The organism is Phocaeicola paurosaccharolyticus JCM 15092 (assembly GCF_000613805.1).
In the GTDB taxonomy this organism is placed as follows: Bacteria; Bacteroidota; Bacteroidia; order Bacteroidales; family Bacteroidaceae; genus Phocaeicola; species Phocaeicola paurosaccharolyticus.
Window position 1 is genome coordinate 15,610 of the sequence record NZ_BAJR01000035.1, and the last position, 18,657, is coordinate 34,266.

At 36.2% G+C, this 18,657-nt stretch carries 15 protein-coding genes and 3 pseudogenes; 7 read left to right on the forward strand and 11 right to left on the reverse strand.

Annotation, left to right across the window (positions count from 1 at the left end):
* Window positions 1–129: 129 nt before the first annotated feature.
* Window positions 130–2,171: pseudogene (gene uvrB, locus JCM15092_RS16050) on the forward strand (excinuclease ABC subunit UvrB).
* Here the strand turns inward: uvrB and JCM15092_RS12325 are convergent.
* The 4 genes from JCM15092_RS12325 to JCM15092_RS12340 form a co-directional block, all read right to left on the reverse strand.
* Window positions 2,172–3,185 carry a porin gene (locus tag JCM15092_RS12325; RefSeq protein ID WP_024994932.1) on the reverse strand — a complete coding sequence of 338 codons (1,014 nt, stop codon included), beginning with the start codon at window positions 3,183–3,185 and terminating at the stop codon, window positions 2,172–2,174.
* Between the two features lie 115 nt (window positions 3,186–3,300).
* Window positions 3,301–3,930 carry an IMPACT family protein gene (locus tag JCM15092_RS12330; protein WP_051532557.1) on the reverse strand — a complete coding sequence of 210 codons (630 nt, stop codon included), beginning with the start codon at window positions 3,928–3,930 and terminating at the stop codon, window positions 3,301–3,303.
* Window positions 3,927–4,415, reverse strand: coding sequence for a 3'-5' exonuclease (locus JCM15092_RS12335; protein ID WP_024994934.1), 489 nt, complete (start codon window positions 4,413–4,415; stop codon window positions 3,927–3,929). Before JCM15092_RS12335 ends, JCM15092_RS12330 begins: the two co-directional genes overlap by 4 nt.
* 2 nt (window positions 4,416–4,417) lie before the next feature.
* Window positions 4,418–5,335: a DMT family transporter gene (locus tag JCM15092_RS12340; protein ID WP_408636486.1), complete on the reverse strand. Its 918-nt coding sequence runs from the start codon at window positions 5,333–5,335 to the stop codon at window positions 4,418–4,420.
* Window positions 5,336–5,521: 186 nt separating this feature from the next.
* Between JCM15092_RS12340 and uxaC the strand changes: the two genes are divergently transcribed.
* Window positions 5,522–6,928: a glucuronate isomerase gene (gene uxaC / locus JCM15092_RS12345; protein ID WP_024994936.1), complete on the forward strand. Its 1,407-nt coding sequence runs from the start codon at window positions 5,522–5,524 to the stop codon at window positions 6,926–6,928.
* A gap of 57 nt (window positions 6,929–6,985) precedes the next feature.
* Here the strand turns inward: uxaC and JCM15092_RS12350 are convergent, their stop codons facing one another.
* Window positions 6,986–7,192, reverse strand: a complete 207-nt coding sequence (locus JCM15092_RS12350; RefSeq protein ID WP_024994937.1) for a signal peptidase II — start codon at window positions 7,190–7,192, stop codon at window positions 6,986–6,988.
* A 526-nt stretch (window positions 7,193–7,718) separates the two neighbouring features.
* Between JCM15092_RS12350 and JCM15092_RS16055 the strand changes: the two are divergent.
* From JCM15092_RS16055 to JCM15092_RS12380, 4 genes and pseudogenes are all read left to right on the forward strand, one after another.
* Window positions 7,719–9,024, forward strand: a pseudogene (locus tag JCM15092_RS16055) (IS5 family transposase).
* A 38-nt stretch (window positions 9,025–9,062) separates the two neighbouring features.
* Window positions 9,063–10,158 (forward strand): annotated as a pseudogene (locus JCM15092_RS16945) (IS3 family transposase).
* A 337-nt stretch (window positions 10,159–10,495) separates the two neighbouring features.
* On the forward strand, window positions 10,496–12,361 hold the full coding sequence (locus JCM15092_RS16685) for a PAS domain-containing sensor histidine kinase (RefSeq protein WP_051532559.1): 1,866 nt from the start codon (window positions 10,496–10,498) through the stop codon (window positions 12,359–12,361).
* 69 nt (window positions 12,362–12,430) lie between these two features.
* Complete coding sequence (locus tag JCM15092_RS12380; RefSeq protein WP_024994940.1) at window positions 12,431–13,087, forward strand: HAD-IA family hydrolase; 657 nt, start codon at window positions 12,431–12,433, stop codon at window positions 13,085–13,087.
* Window positions 13,088–13,173: 86 nt separating this feature from the next.
* On the opposite strand, the gene JCM15092_RS12385 is transcribed toward JCM15092_RS12380, so the two are convergent.
* The 6 genes from JCM15092_RS12385 to JCM15092_RS16070 form a co-directional block, all read right to left on the reverse strand.
* Window positions 13,174–13,797, reverse strand: coding sequence for a SagB/ThcOx family dehydrogenase (locus JCM15092_RS12385; protein ID WP_024994941.1), 624 nt, complete (start codon window positions 13,795–13,797; stop codon window positions 13,174–13,176).
* A 2-nt stretch (window positions 13,798–13,799) separates the two neighbouring features.
* Entirely contained in the window at window positions 13,800–14,624 is an 825-nt protein-coding gene (locus JCM15092_RS12390; protein ID WP_024994942.1) for an MBL fold metallo-hydrolase, read from the reverse strand.
* Between the two features lie 126 nt (window positions 14,625–14,750).
* Entirely contained in the window at window positions 14,751–15,821 is a 1,071-nt protein-coding gene (locus JCM15092_RS12395; protein ID WP_024994943.1) for a hypothetical protein, read from the reverse strand.
* Between the two features lie 11 nt (window positions 15,822–15,832).
* The gene (locus JCM15092_RS12400; RefSeq protein WP_024994944.1) at window positions 15,833–16,210 is read right to left on the reverse strand and encodes a hypothetical protein; all 378 of its coding nucleotides are present in this window, start codon (window positions 16,208–16,210) and stop codon (window positions 15,833–15,835) included.
* The gene (locus JCM15092_RS12405; RefSeq protein ID WP_024994945.1) at window positions 16,203–16,742 is read right to left on the reverse strand and encodes an RNA polymerase sigma factor; all 540 of its coding nucleotides are present in this window, start codon (window positions 16,740–16,742) and stop codon (window positions 16,203–16,205) included. Before JCM15092_RS12405 ends, JCM15092_RS12400 begins: the two co-directional genes overlap by 8 nt.
* A gap of 285 nt (window positions 16,743–17,027) precedes the next feature.
* On the reverse strand, window positions 17,028–17,519 hold the full coding sequence (locus JCM15092_RS16070; RefSeq protein ID WP_235782355.1) for a hypothetical protein: 492 nt from the start codon (window positions 17,517–17,519) through the stop codon (window positions 17,028–17,030).
* 309 nt (window positions 17,520–17,828) lie between these two features.
* Between JCM15092_RS16070 and JCM15092_RS12415 the strand changes: the two genes are divergently transcribed.
* On the forward strand, window positions 17,829–18,434 hold the full coding sequence (locus JCM15092_RS12415) for a master DNA invertase Mpi family serine-type recombinase (RefSeq protein ID WP_024994946.1): 606 nt from the start codon (window positions 17,829–17,831) through the stop codon (window positions 18,432–18,434).
* Window positions 18,435–18,657 lie beyond the last annotated feature (223 nt).

Below are 18,657 nucleotides of genomic sequence, written 5' to 3' on the forward strand. Positions count from 1 at the left end.
AAACCGAATAATACAATAAGTTAAATATTTTTTAATAATTTATTCTCAGTCAATAACGTTTTTAATCACAGATTATATGCAATAAAAGAAATAAGCTGTAATTTTACCAATCTTTTGAATCAGTGACTTATGGATTTTCAACTTATTTCAGAATATCAACCTACCGGTGATCAGCCTCAGGCCATTGCCGAACTTACAGAAGGTCTCTTACAGGGCGTTCCTGCTCAGACACTTTTGGGTGTTACCGGCTCGGGTAAGACTTTTACAATTGCAAATGTAATAAAAACATAAATAAGCCAACTCTTATTTTAAGTCATAACAAAACATTGGCAGCCCAATTATATGGCGAGTTCAAGAGTTTCTTCCCAAATAATGCCGTCGAGTATTATGTATCATATTATGATTACTACCAACCGGAAGCATATCTCCCATCTACAGATACCTATATAGAGAAGGATCTTGCTATAAATGATGAGATAGATAAGTTACGTCTTGCAGCTACCTCTGCCCTTCTCTCTGGAAGGAAGGATGTAATTGTCGTTTCGTCTGTCTCTTGCATATATGGTATGGGTAACCCGTCCGATTTCTACAATAATGTAATTGATATCACAAAAGATAAGCCTATTGACAGAAACAGGTTTCTTACCAAACTTGTGGAGAGCCTCTATGTAAGGAATGATATTGAGTTGAACAGAGGAAATTTCCGTGTAAAGGGTGATACAGTGGATATTTACCTTGCCTATGCAGACCATGTTCTTCGCATTATATTCTGGGGTGATGATATAGAGAGCATAGAAGAGGTTGACCCTATGTCAGGAGTAAGAATAGCTGAATTCAATGAATATAAGATCTATCCTGCCAACCTATTTATGACAACCAAGGAGAGTCAGCTTCAGGCAATTTATAAAATTGAAGATGACATGCGCAAGGAGGTTGCCGATATGGAAAATGAAGGTAAGCTTTATGAAGCTAAGCGTCTTCATGAGCGAGTTGCATACGATATGGAGATGATTCGTGAGTTGGGCCACTGTTCAGGTATAGAGAACTACTCAAGATATTTTGATGGCCGTGAGCCTGGGACACGTCCCTACTGCTTACTGGACTTCTTCCCTGAAGATTACCTTATCGTTATCGATGAGAGCCATGTTAGTGTTCCTCAGATACGTGCCATGTATGGTGGCGACAGAGCCAGAAAGACAAATCTTGTAGAGTATGGTTTTAGAATGAGATCTGCTTTTGACAACCGTCCGCTTAAGTTTGAGGAGTTTCATGAGATAGCAAAGCAGGTGATTTATGTCAGTGCTACTCCTGCTGATTATGAACTTCAGGAGAGTGAAGGTGTTGTAGTCGATCAGGTTATACGTCCTACAGGTCTCCTTGATCCTGTTATTGAGGTCCGTCCAAGTCTTAACCAGATTGATGACCTTATGGAAGAGATACAGCAACGCATAGAAAAGGATGAGAGAGTCCTTGTTACCACTCTGACCAAGAGGATGGCTGAAGAGTTAACCGAGTATCTGCTTAATCACGAAGTGAGATGTAACTATATCCATAGCGATGTCGATACACTCGATAGGGTAAAGATTATGGATGACCTTCGTCAGGGACTATACGATGTTCTTGTCGGTGTCAACCTTCTTCGTGAGGGACTTGACCTTCCTGAGGTCTCTTTAGTTGCTATACTTGATGCCGATAAAGAGGGCTTCTTGCGTTCTCACCGTTCACTCACACAGACAGCCGGTCGTGCAGCTCGTAATGTCAATGGAAAGGTTATAATGTATGGTGATAAGATTACAGATAGTATGCAGCGAACTATCGATGAGACCAACCGAAGACGAGAGAAGCAGATGGCATATAATGAAGCAAACGGCATCACTCCTAGACAGATAGTCAGGGCAAGAAACTCCGCACTTCTAGGTGCCTCAAGCAGTAAGGATGATGATAAGTATATCGGCAAGAGCGGACTTAAAGCATATGTAGAACCTGAAAGGATGAATATTGCCGCTGATCCTGTAATGAATTATATGACAAAACCTCAGATGGAGAAGTCTATAGAGAGAACAAGAAAGCTCATGCAGGAGTCAGCCAAGAAGTTAGACTTCATAGAGGCTGCACAATACCGCGATGAGCTTCTTAAGATGGAAGATATGATGAAGGAGAAATGGGGATAATTAGAATCTTACCATCATCTCCACTACAAGCTTATCCTGTTCCGATTCCTTAGCAAGTGATAGCTGATCATAGAAATATTTCTCGTAGTTCAAACGAAGGTCAGCTTGGAAAGCTTTACCAAAACTTAGAGTAACGCCACCGGTTAATCTTTTTCTTGAGTAGTCGGTAATATATAGATTACCCTGATCATTTGCTATACCGTCGCTGTGGTCTCCCATTGAGTCATAACGTGCAAGGAATGATATTTTCTTGAATGGTCCTTTTTTCAGCATCATGTCGTAGTTCGCGAATGTGTCGAAAGCATGGACATCCTTAAAACTATTATTTGCATAGGTCTTATATAGATACTCAAATTCTAGATGAAAGTTTGATATTTCATAATATGTACCAATATCGTACATATAAATACTTGTCTGGTCAGGGTGAATCTTCTGAGTACTGAGTGTTAAGTTCCACTCTTTAACTGGCATAAGTTGAAGTTTTGCAGAATAGTTAAGTGTGTTATGCCAAACCTTCTGTTTTGTAAGTCCTGATCCGTTGAAGAAACCTCCTTCAAGAATCAGAGGTAATCCTTTTTCCAGTGTATAACTTGCTGTAGCACCAACGTCACGTACATTACCAACCTGTTTAGCGATGAATGAGCGGTTTGCAAAATATTGCTGGTGTGGAGAGCGGTGTGCATCTATTGTGAATGGAACTCTCATCTGTCCCATTGTTATGTTCCAGTCTTTTTCTGAGAGATATCTCACATATGCATCAAGCATTTTAATAGAGCCCTCATCCGAAAGGTCTATCTCAGCCTTATATGCAATCGATGGTAGTACCTTACCGTCAAGGCTCACACGTGCATTTCTTACTTGGAATCTCTCCTCACCTGTAGTTGTCTGCAGTTCGTACTTACTTCTGATCGTTCCGTGGATTGTAGGAAGATACTCTTTGGGTATTGTTATCTGTCCATTAGCTGTTCCTGCTAAGCATGATATAGCGAAGAGGATAAGTGCTGATTTTTTCATCTAATTGTTTTATGTATTAATTCAATGTGACAAATATATTGTCACGAAATAAATTCATTATTTCAGAAATGTTACATTACAGTTACATTGAAAAAAAGTGTAATTTTCCTATAGATTACAGAGAGTTATCCTCTTCATCTTCAATTATTCTTGCAGTTTCGACCTTTTCAAGTCGTGCGCGAAGTGCAGGCATAACAGATCGTCTGATTCTTAGCTCTATGTTGCAGTCGGTATCATATGACTGAGATATTATCTGAGGTGACAGGTCCTTTACGATTTTCATGATATCATTCATGAATGGATATTCGAACATCACCTTTATATCATCATTCACGGTCTTCTCAATTATTTCACATTGAGCTATTGCCTCTGCTGCTGCCTCTTTGTATGCTACAATAAGTCCGCTGGTACCAAGTTTTATACCTCCGAAGTATCTGACTACAATGATAAGGATATTGGTAAGCTCATTAGAGTTTATCTGTCCTAGAATCGGTTTCCCGGCAGTTCCCGAAGGTTCTCCGTTATCATTTGCTCTAAAATCCTTCCTCTCGTGCCCTAACATATATGCATAACAGAGATGTCGGGCATCATAATACTTTTTCTGATAAACATCTATGATCTCTTTTATCTCCTCACGAGTTGTCACAGGAAAAGCTATAGCAATGAATTTGCTTCTTTTTTCGGTATATATTGCTTGTGCACTCTCGAAAATGGTCTTATATGTATCGTCAATAATATCACTCATAGAATATGCTTTGCAATATATGCGCATGCCTGTGCGTCGGCAAGAGCGTTATGGTGGTCAAAATCTCTGAAGCCGAGGAAGTCGGCAACGGTATTCAACTTATGATTGGGAAGTTCTTTAATCTTTCTTGAAGCCTGATATGTACAATAGAACTTATATTCTGGATAATCCATGCAATATGTCTTGAAGAGTGCCTTCAAGCAGCTCTCATCGAAAGCTTTATTGTGGGCTACCAGTGGCAAGCCCTCTACTTTCGGAGCAATCTCTTTCCATACCTCTGAGAATACAGGAGAGTCCACGGTATCCTGCTGTGTTATGCCATGTACTTTTATATTCCAATAGAGGTAATAGTCAGGTTCCGGATGTATCAGGCTGTAATATTCATCTACCACCTCTCCACCACGTACAATGACCACTCCAATGCTACATGCACTTGTGCGTTCATTGTTAGCCGTCTCGAAATCTATTGCTGCAAAATTGTCCATCTTTATCGTCTGTTTCTTATTAATAGAGTCTTGCAATTCTTGAATAATCTTTTCCCTGCTATTATCAAAGTCACCGCGACCAGAACAAGTATAATTCCAAGTATAATTCTTGGAGTAAGTTTCTCTCCAAATACTGTTACACCGAAGAAGAGTGCTGTTACAGGCTCCAATGCGCCAAGAATTGCCGTTGGTGTTGATCCGATATAATGTATAGCTTTAGTCATAGTGACAAGCGATATTACAGTAGGGAAAAATGCCAATGACAATACATTTATATACATCAAAGGTGAAGGTACAGACTGGAGGTCTGTAAGGAAATTCAACCTTACTACATATATTGATAGTCCGAACAGTAGTACATAGAATGTAAGTTTTGTAATTTGCATACTCCTCAAAGACGACTTGTTCACTCCTACTATGTAAATAGCGTATGATAGCGAAGATAGAATAACAAAGGTCACTCCCACCCAGCTGAGATAATTACCGTTAGGCCCGTGACATAACATTGATATACCGGTAAAAGCCATTGCTATAGATAGCCAGGTGACAAAAGAGACCCTCTCCTTGAAAAATGTTGCCATGATAATAGCTACAAGAACCGGATATACAAAAAGAATTGTTGATGCAATACCTGCATCCATATAATTGTAGCTCAGGAACAAAAAGAGTGAAGAGAACGAAAATAATAGTCCCATCACAATCAGTTGGAAGAACTCCTTTCTGGTTATTGCAAAGGACTGTTTCTGCATCTTCATCATTATTGCCAGCATTATAACTGCGAGAGAGTATCGGTAAAAAAGGACCGAATCTGCTCCCATTCCTCTGCTATAGAGTGGAAGAGTAAAAAGCGGGTTCATGCCATAGCTTGCTGCAGCAATAGCGCCTAGTGTAAAACCTTTTGTTCTGTCAGATATTATCATGTTGCGAAATTACAAAATAATTGTAGATATCTATAATTGAAAGGTTATTAGCTTTAATTTAGTTATAAAAATAGATGATGCAAAAATCACAAATATTTTGATATTAAAAATAAATCTCATACTTTCGTGTTCGATAACGACGTATTCTATTCATTGATTATAATAACATCAAATTAATATCCGCTTATGAAAAACTTTATGGATGATAATTTCCTTTTGCAGAGTGAGACTGCACAGAAACTTTATCATGAACATGCAAAGAAGATGCCTATCATAGACTATCACTGTCATCTTATTCCTAAAATGGTTGCCGACGATCATCAGTTTAAATCTCTAACAGAAATTTGGCTTGGAGGTGATCATTATAAATGGCGTGCTATGCGCTCTAACGGTATTTCTGAGAATTATATCACAGGTAAGGATACTACAGACTGGGAGAAATTTGAAAAATGGGCAGAGACTGTTCCATATACATTCCGTAATCCGCTATATCACTGGACACATCTTGAACTTAAGACAGCTTTTGGAATCGATAAAATACTTAATCCTAAGACAGCTCGTGAGATTTTTGATGAGTGCAACGAGAAACTCTCTAAACCAGAGTATAGTGCACGTGGAATGATGAGAAGATACAATGTTGAAGCTGTATGTACAACAGACGATCCTATCGATTCACTTGAGTATCATATCAAGACACGTGAGAGCGGTTTTGAAGTTAAGATGCTTCCAACATGGCGTCCTGACAAGGCTATGGCTGTAGAGAATGCAGTTGAATATCGTTCATATATAGAGAAACTATCAGAAGTTAGTGGCGTTAACATCAGCTGTTTCAATGATATGATTGAAGCATTAAGAAAGCGTCATGAGTTCTTTGCACAGCAAGGATGTAAGCTCTCTGACCATGGTCTTGAGGAGTTTTATGCTGAAGATTATACAGATGCAGAGATCAATAGTATATTCAATAAAGTATATGGCGGCACAGAACTTACAAATGAAGAGGTGTTAATGTTCAAGTCGGCTATGCTTGTTGTCTTTGGTGAGATGGACTATGAGACAGGATGGACACAGCAGTTCCACTATGGAGCTATTCGCAACAACAATAGTAAGATGTTCCAACTTCTGGGTGCAGATACCGGTTTCGACTCTATTGGTGAGTTCAACACAGCTAAGTCACTCTCAAAGTTCCTCGACAGATTGAACAGCAGAGGTAAGCTAACAAAGACAATATTATATAATCTTAACCCATGTGCCAACGAAGTTATGGCTACTATGATTGGCAACTTCCAGGATGGCACAATCCCAGGAAAGATTCAGTTTGGTTCTGGATGGTGGTTCCTTGATCAGAAAGATGGTATGGAGCGTCAGATGAATGCACTCTCACTTCTAGGCCTTTTGAGCCGATTTGTTGGAATGCTTACAGACTCACGTTCTTTCCTCTCTTACCCACGTCATGAATATTTCCGTCGTACTCTCTGTAACCTACTTGGTCGTGACATAGAGAATGGTGAAATACCTGTATGTGAGATTGAGAGAGTTAACCAGATGGTTGAGGATATCAGCTATAACAATGCAAAGAACTTCTTCAATTTTTAAAGGATTAAATAAAGTAATGAAGAGTGCCTGACTGTGATTTAGTCAGGCACTCTTTTTTTATTTCCTCTTATATATCTTGTCAAGAGTACTATTGCTAAAAATAACTTGAAAAGTAAAAAGTATTGCTCCTAATTGTATTAATACATCATCTATGTTGAAGAAGAATGGCTCTATCCAAGGTTGCCTTATTGATATGTAGTCTGTGACATATCCGTTAATTAGCATATCAGCATGTTGCCTGTCAATCCTGTCACCAGTAGCCATGGTGCGACAATATACAATCTTGGAATCTGATGATACATCCGTGATGATTTATATAGCATATAACAGAATAAGACGAGAAACCCCACCATAATTGCTTTTACTAACATAGGATAGTTTGATAGCCATCCCATAATTAATCCTTTGTTCTTAATAATGTCAAATTCGAATATAAAATACTCTGTTGGACTCGAAATGAGAGCAACAAAAATTATTTTTATCACAAAGCAAGCAATGCTTACAAGAAGAGATGAAAAAATGATTACTATATAATTAACATTACGCATAGCTTTTCAAAAATATAATAATTTGGTGAGAATATCAAACGATAAACTTAAGTTTCGTAATTTAACCACTATGATGCCTATGTATGCTTCCCCAAAACTCAGACAGATTTAAATTAGACAATAATAATTAGTCGTCCCTTAAAAAGTCATTTATAAACTGATTACCAGTAATATAATATCATAATACCTTTTGTAAATCTGCAAGTTTTTGTATCTTTAGAGGTATAAACTTGCAGATTTATATGATAAATACAACTCCATCCTCTCCATCTCTGTTCTCATCTTTGGATGATTTACTGAACTGGCAGCACCCTTTGCATAAACTCTCGCACAAGATTAACTGGTCAGTGTTTGAAGAAGCATTCATTTCTCTTTACTGCCCGGATAATGGTCGTCCGGCTAAACCGATCCGTCTGATGTGCGGGTTACTGATTCTCAAACATCTGCGCAACCTCTCTGATGAGTCTGTCGTCGAACAATGGAGCGAGAATGCTTACTTTCAATATTTCTGTGGTATGCACGAATTTGTGCCTTCTTTTCCCTGCAATTCATCCGAACTAGTCCATTTTCGCAAACGGATAGGTGAAAAAGGGATAGAGCTCATTCTCTCTGAAAGCATCCGGGTGAATGATGACAAGAGCGATGATCAGCATCATGATACTGCCTTTATCGACTCTACCGTACAAGAAAAGAATATAACTTATCCCACAGATGCAAAACTGCACAAAAAGATAGTTGGCAAAGTGCTTAAAATTGTAAAAGAGTTGAATCTGCCCACACGTCAGTCGTACACGTTTGTTTTGAAAAGGATTTATCGGGATCAACGTTTCCGTAATCATCCCAAGAATCGGAAGAAAGCCATAAAAGCCGATAAGCGTTTACGCACAATTGCCGGGCGTCTGGTCAGAGAAGTCAAACGTAATTTAGGGGATAATAGCCGATATGATGAATTGCTATCCATCTTTGAAAAGATACTTTTACAACGTCGTAGTTCTTCCCATAAGATTTATTCCATTCATGAACCTGATGTTCAATGCATCAGTAAAGGTAAAGAACACAAAAAATACGAATTTGGTAACAAAGTCTCCATTATACGTTCTGCCACAGGTGTCATTCTTGGTGCCAGCTCTTTCCGAAACGAATACGATGGGCATACCATTGAGAAGAGCTTGGAACAGGTGCATCGGCTGACGGGAAAAAGTATCAGGCGATTAGCAGGAGATAGAGGATATCGTGGCAGGAAAGAGATAAACGGGACACAAATACTCATACCTGATATACCAAAAGCCAAAGATACCTACTATCAACGCAAGAAGAAGCACAAGCTATTTTGCAAACGGGCAGGAATAGAACCATCCATAGGACATCTCAAGAGTGATTATGCTTAGGGCGAAACTTTTACAAAGGAGTATCAGGGGATGCTATCAATCTCATGTTAGCCGCAGCAGCATATAACTTCAAAAGAGCCATGAAGGTTCTTTGGCTACTCCTAAAAAAATCAGCGAAACACTAGCCATAAGAAATGTTTCGCTGAAATATACTTTTTAAGGGACGACTAATTAAATTTGCAATTGGAGGAAGAAACAATGAAAAAGTCGAAGCACACAGAAAGAGAAATGGTAACAGCGATTCAGAAATTAGAAAGCGGGGTTGTTGCAGATCAGGTAGCCCTAGAGTATGGAATTTCAAGAGCTACCCTTTACAACTGGAAATCTAAGTATAGTGGTATGGAAGTGAATCAGATAAGCCGTTTGAAGGAATTAGAGGATGAGAATCGCAGACTAAAACAAATGTATGCGGATCTAGCCCTTGATAACAAAATACTTAAAGATGTAATCGAAAAAAAACTTTAGAGCCCGAGGTTAAAAAAGAGATTACGAAAAAAATCATCAAAGAGCATGAAGTTAGCATAGCTCGGGCGTGCCGACTGATGATGATTCATCGTTCATATTTTTATTATGTCGAAAAGAAAGATGATTATGAAGTGCTCCAAGCAATTAAGGACGCATCTGAATTCGGCGATGGTTTTTGGAAAATATTTTCAAGAATACGTCGTAGTGGCAAGTTATGGAACCACAAAAAAGTTTATCGGGTTTATAAGTCTATGTGTTACAATAAACGGGTGAAACTAAAAAAGCGACTACCGGCAAGAGTTAAACATCCTCTTGTAGCCACTGAAAGGCCGAATGATACATGGTCTCTGGATTTTGTAAGTGACACGCTTGAAAACGGGCGTAAATTTCGAGTATTAAATATATTGGACGATTTTGATCGGTCAGCCGTGGCACAAGAAGTATCCATGTCCATGCCAAGTGAACGTGTAATTCGAATTCTTGAAAAGATTATCTGGATTAAAGGAAAACCAGATAATATCAGATGTGACAATGGACCGGAATTTATATCAAATAAATTCAGGATTGGTGCAAGGCCAACGATATTGCAATAAAATATACACAGCCGGGATGCCCGACCCAGAATAGCTTTGTAGAAAGGTTTAACGGTAGTTACAGACGAGCCATATTGGATGCATATATTTTTCGCAATATGAATGATGTGCGCGAATTAACCGAGTCCTGGATGATGGATTACAATGAAAATCGCCCACATTATTCATTGGGTGACATGTCACCCAATGAATACAGACGTGAGTATGAAAGAAAAAATGTTACTTTAGCAGTCTAATTTAATACCGTCCGAAAAAAGGGAAGCTCACACCTAGTCCTGATTTCTGAAGTATATTAAAGGATTATTTATTTAATATAAAATTAATATGTTGAATAATTATTCAAATAAAAAAGTTGCAATGTTGAAGTAAAATAACTTTTCATAAATTATTTTATATTTTACATATAATGGATTATATGTAGCTTTTTATGATTATGGTAAGTAATTTATATTTATAAAATCACTTAATAAACTTTTACGAAACAGGAAGAATGTCCAAAAATTACTAAATTTTTATTATTCATTATCCTAGGATATATCATCAATTTGTCTATTTTTGTCAACAGACACTTGAATGATTATTATTGAAAACACGATGACCGATCTTTTATTAAAAGAAACTACCCAACTTCTTAATGAAGTTGCCGATGTTGATTTATTATATTACTTCCATAAAGATAATATATTATATAATCTTGAAAATAAAAAGTTAAAAGAGGCTGACTATACATATCAAGAGTTTCTTGACTCTTTTCACCCATCCGACTCTTTGTTATTCGATAGCAGCTTCTCTTCTATCCTATCAGGTGCTTCAAACTATTCAAATAAGGTTTACAGAAAGAAGCAGCATGCCCATGATGAGCATTATCAACTTTACAACATAAATATTATCAGTCATAGAGATAACAATGATGAGATTGACTTTGTCATGTTTTCAATTAAGAACATAACCGATATTGCCAGTACTCATAGGAAACAGAGTATTATGTTGGATAAATATCAGACAATATTTTCCAACCTTCCTTTTGCTACAATATGTTTCGATGACTCCGGTCGTGTTCTCCAAGCCAACTCAAACGCCGTTTCTATGAGTAAGAATTGGTTTGGTACAGAGCTTTTTAGTGTAAACTTTCTCAATGCTAAAGGTGTTGATGATGATATGAGAAAGCATTTCTCTGAACATATACCATTCACCCGTGATGTAAGGTGCAAGATAAACTATGATGAATATAGGGATGTACGTACCAACTATGTTCCTATATCAGATGATGATGGAAATTTCCTTGGGCACATGATGCTTTTTGATGATATTACATCTGAGAAGCAGTTGTTACGCAGTAATGATATGTTTACAAAGAAGATGAAGATGGTTACCGAACATTTCGGACTAATTCATCTTGATTATTTCCCTTATACACGTACGCTGAACGTTGATGGTGGCTATTCACTTGCTCATATAGACAATGTACCCATCGAGCACATATATGATATGATTCATCCTGATGACCTTTCTATCATAGAGGATGCCGTTGAGAATTTTGCTTATTTACCAATGAAGCCCTACGAGATAAATTTCCGTATGCTTATGTCTAACCATGATGATTATAGGAATGTCACACTCTCGCTGATACCAAGATTGGACAATAATATTCGTCTGAAATGTTATACTGGGCTTATGGAAGATATCACAGACCGTGTAAGGCAGCTTGAAGAGAAAGAGCTTACATTGCGTAAACTTCAGCATGCTATAGATAAGGCTGAAGAGTCAGATAGATTGAAAAGTTCCTTTTTAGCAAATATCAGTCATGAGATACGTACCCCATTAAATGCTATTGTTGGCTTCAGTGAGCTTATTGTCTCGGAAGAGGATACAGAAAAAAGAGAAGAGTTCTGTAATATCATCCGTAATAATACAGCTACACTACTTGAGCTAGTTGGAGGAATACTGGATCTCTCTAAGCTCGAAAGTGGCAACACAGATTTTGACAATGAAGAATTTGATGTCGATAACTTCATTCAGGATTTATACTATTCATTCAAATATCGTTTTCCAGAAAATAACGAACTTGACTTTATTCTCGATTTAGGAGCTCCATGTACTATTGTAGCCGATGTAGATAGAGTAAGAGAGGTATTAACAAACTTCCTCACAAATGCAATAAAGTATACTTCAAAGGGTAATATAAAACTGAAGTATTCTTTCGACGGCACTAATGTGCGAATGGAGGTTAGTGATACAGGTATCGGAATAAGTCCCGAAGGCATTGAGAAAGTGTTCAACCGTTTCGAGAAACTTGGTTGTCTCCTCCCCGGTTCCGGACTTGGGCTTACTATCTGCAAGAATATCATGAATATCTTAAAGGGAGATATAGGAGTTACAAGTACCATTGGTGAAGGCTCAACCTTCTGGATATCACTGCCGGCCAAACCAGTTTGTTAGTCGTAACAGTATAGATATATAGTTTCGTATCGATTTTATCAGTACCTTTGCACCTCAATTAGGTATTATATGAAGAGTAAATATGACTATCTGTTTTTTGACCTCGATGGTACACTAACAGATTCAGGAGAAGGGATAATGCGTTCAGTATCCCATGCACTAAGTTTTTTTGGCATAGAAGAGCAAAATGTGGACAAACTAAGAAGATTTGTAGGTCCACCCCTTGAGGCATCTTTCGAGACTTTCTACGGATTGACAAAGGAGCAGGCTGAAAAGGCAGTAGATATCTATCACGACAGATACAGACCTATAGGAGTATTTGAGAATAGACCATATGATGGCATTGAAGAGTGTCTTCAGGAGTTGAAAGATTCAGGTTATCATCTTGTTGTTGCAACTTCTAAACCTGTAGATATGGCAATGAAGGTTCTTAAACATTTCAATCTGCTACGCTATTTTGAGTTTGTTGCAGCCCGTGATATGGAGGGATTACTCTATTCCAAAGCGGATGTTATAAGATATGCTTTGAAGGAACATTCTGTAACAGATGTCAGCCGTGTTCTTATGATTGGTGACAGAAAGTTCGATGTTTTGGGAGCTCGTGAAGTTGGCTTCGACTGTGTCGGTGTACTATACGGATATGGAGATCTTGACGAGATGAAGCGAGCAAATGCAAAATATGTTGTCGGAACAGTAGGCGAGCTTAAGCAACTACTTCTACAATAAGTAGTTAAACTATAAAATTAATAAGAGCCATATATTTCTCTGTTGTAGAGTGATATATGGCTCTTATTTAATTAGATACAAATCTGCTATTTTTCGAATCCCACTGGATTATTTATAAATGGAATCTGTTTTTCAGATAGATTCAGAAGTTTCTTTATTCCGGCTTTATCCATTGTGATACGAGGAACTGTTGCCAGTCCTACTGATGCGCAGAATATATTTATATTTTCGCAAGCTATGCCGGCATCAATACCAACAGTAGTCATAACATCACTATTCGAAGAGTTAGGGAATAGAGATAGATCACCTACTACAACCAGAGATACAGGAGCATCATTTACGAAGTTCTGTCCATGAGCGACCAGATTTCTGTGATCACCCTCTTTCTTTAATATAAGAGTATGATTCTTATGGTCGTATAGGTATACACCTTTTTTCATGAAAGCATAAACAGAGATTTCCTGTTTATTCATAGCAGTAGGATTAGTTCTCTTTCCATCTTTGCGGTTAAGACCTGTTGTTGCCCATAATAAGTTTGATAGAGTCTGCATCGGCAGATCTTTCTGCTGAAAACTTCTTACAGAGTGTCTTTTCCATAAAGATTCAATAGTTGAGCTACCTCCCTTTTTAGCAGGAGCAGGTAAAGTGATGTTCTGTGCCTGAATTGTTACTGAAGCAAGAATCAGAATTAGAGTAAAAAGTTTTTTCATAATCATTTTATAGCTTTAGAGTTATAGTTGACTTTAAGTCCATATTTCTCGATAATTCTATCCAATCCATAGTTGTCACCGGTATTTTCCTTACCTTCTAATTTTCCTGCTAGGACATCCTCAGAAATACTCTTAAGTCCTTTAACAGTTTCTATTGTCTCCAGGTTATCTCCCCAGTAGTGTCCGGGATACATGACTTTGATTTTGTTCTTTTCAAGGTAAGGGATAACCTTATCACAAGTATTCTTTAGAGTTGTGAAATCAGTGAATACAAGTAAATTTCCAGATCCGAAAGCGTCTCCACTGAATCCATAACCTTTATCCTTGTCAAAGAAAGATACAGATCCATAAGTATGTCCAGGAGTAAATATCACATCTATCACTCTCCCACCCAAGTCTATTTTCTCACCATCTTTCAGGTATAATATTTCACCTTTGAAGAAATCCTTAACATTGGCTGGAATCATCACTGTATCACCCGGGCTAATATAAATCTTATCAAACTCGTTTATTGCTTCACCTGTATGGTCACCATGAACATGAGTAGCCAACAGAGTAACAGGTTTCGATGTTATAGACTCTACGATTTTCTTCAGACCGGGAATCTTTGTACCGGCATCGATTAGAATAGCTTTATCATTGCCTTCTACAAGATAGAGACTCTCGTTGTAGCATAAATTTCCGGTACCCACCCAGGTATGGTCGTCAATTTGATTGAACATTACGTTGCTGTCTTTATAAACCTCCTTAATACCAATTTTTCTTTGTGCACCAGCAGACAAACAGATAAAAGCAAGAATAACGAATGAGATAAGTGTCTTTTTCATAGGATTTTATATTAGTATTGCTGTCATTGTTGACAGAACAAAAATAGAATAAATAAATATATGGGTGCAATATAAATTGATAATAAATATAAATAAAGTAATATATATTTATTTCAGCAGTATATATCAGATTCTATGTTTACTAATATTACGTTTCTTAATTATAACTATACTTATAATTGCAATCAGTACTACAAGAATACTTATTATAAATGCCCAAGTATTTATTATACGGTACTCAGCAGATAGTGTGTAGCTGCTGAATAGATTCCTTGTTCCATCAACTTTCCAAATAAGAGTGTCTGATTTGATTATTGGTGAATTTGTTGATAGTATTTCTCCAGGTACTATAAGTTCATAGCTAATCGTATTATTGATGATGTTAATTACTGAAGTTTTGCTGTCGAACTCTTTACTGATTTTCTTCTCATTATCGTTGTATAGTTTTTCGAAACTATTCCCTTTCAGATTTATATCCAACTGTTTGCATACTTTATATGGAGTAATATCTGAATCCGGAGTACCATTATATAACTGTTTGTACACATCTTCCTTGACATTTTGCGATATATTTCCATTATATTTTTCCTCTATAATGTCAATGCTAATTTCAAATAGATTTCGATAATACCAGTTAATGAACTTCTTCTCAATATCATTGAGCATATTGCTCATCTCAGCTCCATTTAGTGCTTTGTATTTATCGAAATCGCCTTGTGACCAAAGACGTTGCTCTTTTGGTGTGAGGAACTTGTTGATTGATACTGGTACATCATAATTGATTTTAGGATAGATGCATGTATAAGTATAGGTTGTATAAAACCATCTGAATTTCTTTGTGAGTGATTCTTTAGGAGCTGCCAAAGGTCTTTTAATTTCACTGCATATTGTTTTTTCAGAGAAATCGCTTACTGAAGTAGCTTTTTGGCTGATCATTACATTCAGTTCTACATCTTCTCCAAAGAAGTTATACTTATATGGAGTCTTGAATCTTTTGATTGCCCAGCCTGAATTTATATCAAATAGATATGGATTATTAGCAATGTTTCCTGACATGAAAGTCGAATCGGCTTTTGCATATATCTCTCGTTGTGCATTACCATTCCTGCTCAATTTTGTTATTGTCCTATAATATGAGCTACAAGATGTAGCAATTACAGATATAACAACTAAAGTAATTATTTTTATCGTCTTCATAATTCTAATTTTTAATGATGTGAGACAAAATTATTATAGAACTTTTTTCTGCAGTCTTGAAGTTCCTTTTTCTCTTTAATTATGTTGTTGATTCGATCGAATGCATCTTTTTGCGTCATTGTTTCTGTATACGAACAGAAATATACTTGAGATTGAGTAATATTTGATTTTGGAGTATAGAAGTATTGTTCTACAAATAATCCTAATAATAGAATTGCAGCTACAGAGGATGCCCAACAAACTAAATTAAAGAGCATGCCTTTATTCTCTTTCTTAGGAGTACGATTAATGGAAGTCATAATATCAGAAGTGAGGCTTTCGGGACATTCAATCTTGATTTCTTTGACTTTATTAATCATCATCTCATATTTTTGATCTTTATTATTCATCTTCTTTAATTTTAGATTTCACATATTTTTTTGCCAGATATAGATTGCTTTTTATTTTAGCTTGTGAAAGTCCTGTAATAATAGATATTTCATCAGCCCCAAGTTCTTCAAGCTCACTAAGTATAAATACAAGCTTCTGTTTCGGCGGTAATCCATCAGCTATATTCTTTATGAAATTTATAAGTTCCTTGTAGTTTATAGCTCCCTCTTGATTTGGTTCAGAATACATAATATTATCTACAATATCTATATCAAAGGAGGTTTGCTCCTTACGTAATTTATCAAAACATATATTGGAAGCAATTCTGTAGATCCATGTTGAGAATTTATATTTCTGATTGTATGTAGATATATTTTGCCACACTTTTATGAATGTATCCTGAGTGGCATCTTTAGCATCAGCTTCATTACATAATATCCTAAAGGATAGAGTAAATATCATTTGTTGATATTGCTTAAGAATATATTCAAACGCAGTGCTATCACCATGTTGACATTTCTGTATATGTTTAGAAAGCTGATCTTGCATCATTTAAAAACTTGATTCTATCTATTATACGAAATAGATGTTTGAAAGTCGAATTTAAAGTTATAAAAATCAATGCTATTTATGTGAAGAAAATAAGAAATTGCATAAAAATAGATCGTAATAATATAATAAATCATTGCACCTCTTCAGATGTAAAGAATTATTTACAAGAGATTGAAAGAACATTTATATTCTTCTTAACCAACTTTGTACCTAGCAAAATTTTACTTTAAATAAATGCGAGATAATTGAATGATAGGATCAGAGAAAGGAATTATGAAATATAACTTATATTTTTAAAATAACTTTAACTCCTAGATCTAAAGTTATTGACACTTTCTCTATAAATGATTTTTTCATTATATTATTGCTATGAGTAATTAATAACCATCCGTCTCCTAAATCTTTCTGACTTTTGCCATATTTTGCATCTCTGCGATTTGATATAACAGGTACCTTACAAAACCTAAGATTATTATCTTCAACAACTTTACAGACCTTAGTCATTCCTATTTTCTTAACAAAAGCAACCAATGTATCAGCTGCTGTTTTCTCTTCTATTATAGTTTTGCCAGGAAATAATATAGACATATCTCTTGCTGGTCCACGCTCAATTTTATTTTCTGAGTTAGAATTGCATTTTTTATGGTTTACTTCAGTAACAAGTATCATTTCTTTCGCATCCAGTAAATTAGCAGTAAAATTATGTTTACGACTTAGATGGACGCTCAAAGGGTGTCCAGGTAAGTAATCAACAACCAATACCAATTCACGCTTCACGAGTTGTAAAGCTGGTTCAATGGTTCTAGAAAGCTCAGGAAGAATATCTTTTTTTATTATTTCTTCTTCCGATTTATTTGCCTTTTTTTCAAGAATTTCATCTACTGGGAGTCCCTCTTTCTAAGGGTTTCCTTGGCTTTATATAAATCGCTTAATCGTGACATATTAGTTTATGAATTGTTGTTATTGAACAGATGAATATTTTAATATATCATATTATAACAGAATTATATGCTTACATTATGAATATAAAAACATTGTATCTGCTAATTTTATAGATTATTAATCTAATCAATAAAAATTACATTTATGATTTATGGCTATATTCGAGTAAGCAGTGATAAACAAACAGTAGAGAACCAAAGATTTGAAATAAATAATTTCTGTGAAAAGGAGAATTTAAAAATTGATGGATGGATTGAGGAAACCATCAGCGGAACAAAAAGTTACAACAAAAGAGAACTTGGGCGATTATTGAAACGTATTCAAAAAGAGGATCTTATTATTTCTGCGGAGTTATCACGTCTAGGAAGAAATTTGTTTATGATTATGGAAATTCTAAACATATGTATGACAAAGGATTGTCGTGTATGGACAATCAAGGATAATTACAGACTTGGTGAAGATATACAAAGTAAAGTATTGGCATTTGCTTTTGGCTTATCTGCCGAAATAGAGAGAAATCTAATATCTCAACGAACAAAAGAAGCTTTAGCTCGCAAAAAAAGTGAAGGTATTATCCTTGGCCGTCCAAAGGGGAAAAAGAATTCTCCCGACAAGTATAAATTGTCGGGAAAGGAAACCTTAATCAGTGAATTACTTAGCGCTGATGTATCAAAGCGTAAAATAGCTAAGATCTGTAGAGTTGACAGAAATACATTGGCTCGTTTTATTGTCAATAGATTGGATGAGTAATATTGACCGATTCTTCGTGGCAGGGATATTAAAAGATATGGTTATGATTGGGCTAATCTATGGCTAATTAACACTCATAATGGGATTAAAGGAGTAAAACTACGCATTGATGTGAATGAGTATCCAGCTGTGAAGGCTCATTTAGACCAATATTGGGATAAAATATCAAATAGAGCAGATAAGGGAGACACACCTTACAATTTAAGAAACTGCGCTTATATGG

Excerpts from the sequence above, each read along its gene's own strand:
- JCM15092_RS12380 (WP_024994940.1), top strand. The coding sequence starts at position 12,431 with ATGAAGAGTAAATATGACTATCTGTTTTTTGACCTCGATGGTACACTA.
- JCM15092_RS12335 (WP_024994934.1), bottom strand. The coding sequence starts at position 4,415 with ATGGACAATTTTGCAGCAATAGATTTCGAGACGGCTAACAATGAACGC.
- JCM15092_RS12340 (WP_408636486.1), bottom strand. The coding sequence starts at position 5,335 with ATGATAATATCTGACAGAACAAAAGGTTTTACACTAGGCGCTATTGCT.
- JCM15092_RS12395 (WP_024994943.1), bottom strand. The coding sequence starts at position 15,821 with ATGAAGACGATAAAAATAATTACTTTAGTTGTTATATCTGTAATTGCT.
- JCM15092_RS12415 (WP_024994946.1), top strand. The coding sequence starts at position 17,829 with ATGATTTATGGCTATATTCGAGTAAGCAGTGATAAACAAACAGTAGAG.
- JCM15092_RS12325 (WP_024994932.1), bottom strand. The coding sequence starts at position 3,185 with ATGAAAAAATCAGCACTTATCCTCTTCGCTATATCATGCTTAGCAGGA.
- uxaC (WP_024994936.1), top strand. The coding sequence starts at position 5,522 with ATGAAAAACTTTATGGATGATAATTTCCTTTTGCAGAGTGAGACTGCA.
- JCM15092_RS12400 (WP_024994944.1), bottom strand. The coding sequence starts at position 16,210 with ATGAATAATAAAGATCAAAAATATGAGATGATGATTAATAAAGTCAAA.
- JCM15092_RS16685 (WP_051532559.1), top strand. The coding sequence starts at position 10,496 with ATGATTATTATTGAAAACACGATGACCGATCTTTTATTAAAAGAAACT.
- JCM15092_RS12350 (WP_024994937.1), bottom strand. The coding sequence starts at position 7,192 with ATGGCTACTGGTGACAGGATTGACAGGCAACATGCTGATATGCTAATT.
- JCM15092_RS12330 (WP_051532557.1), bottom strand. The coding sequence starts at position 3,930 with ATGAGTGATATTATTGACGATACATATAAGACCATTTTCGAGAGTGCA.
- JCM15092_RS12390 (WP_024994942.1), bottom strand. The coding sequence starts at position 14,624 with ATGAAAAAGACACTTATCTCATTCGTTATTCTTGCTTTTATCTGTTTG.
- JCM15092_RS12385 (WP_024994941.1), bottom strand. The coding sequence starts at position 13,797 with ATGAAAAAACTTTTTACTCTAATTCTGATTCTTGCTTCAGTAACAATT.
- JCM15092_RS12405 (WP_024994945.1), bottom strand. The coding sequence starts at position 16,742 with ATGATGCAAGATCAGCTTTCTAAACATATACAGAAATGTCAACATGGT.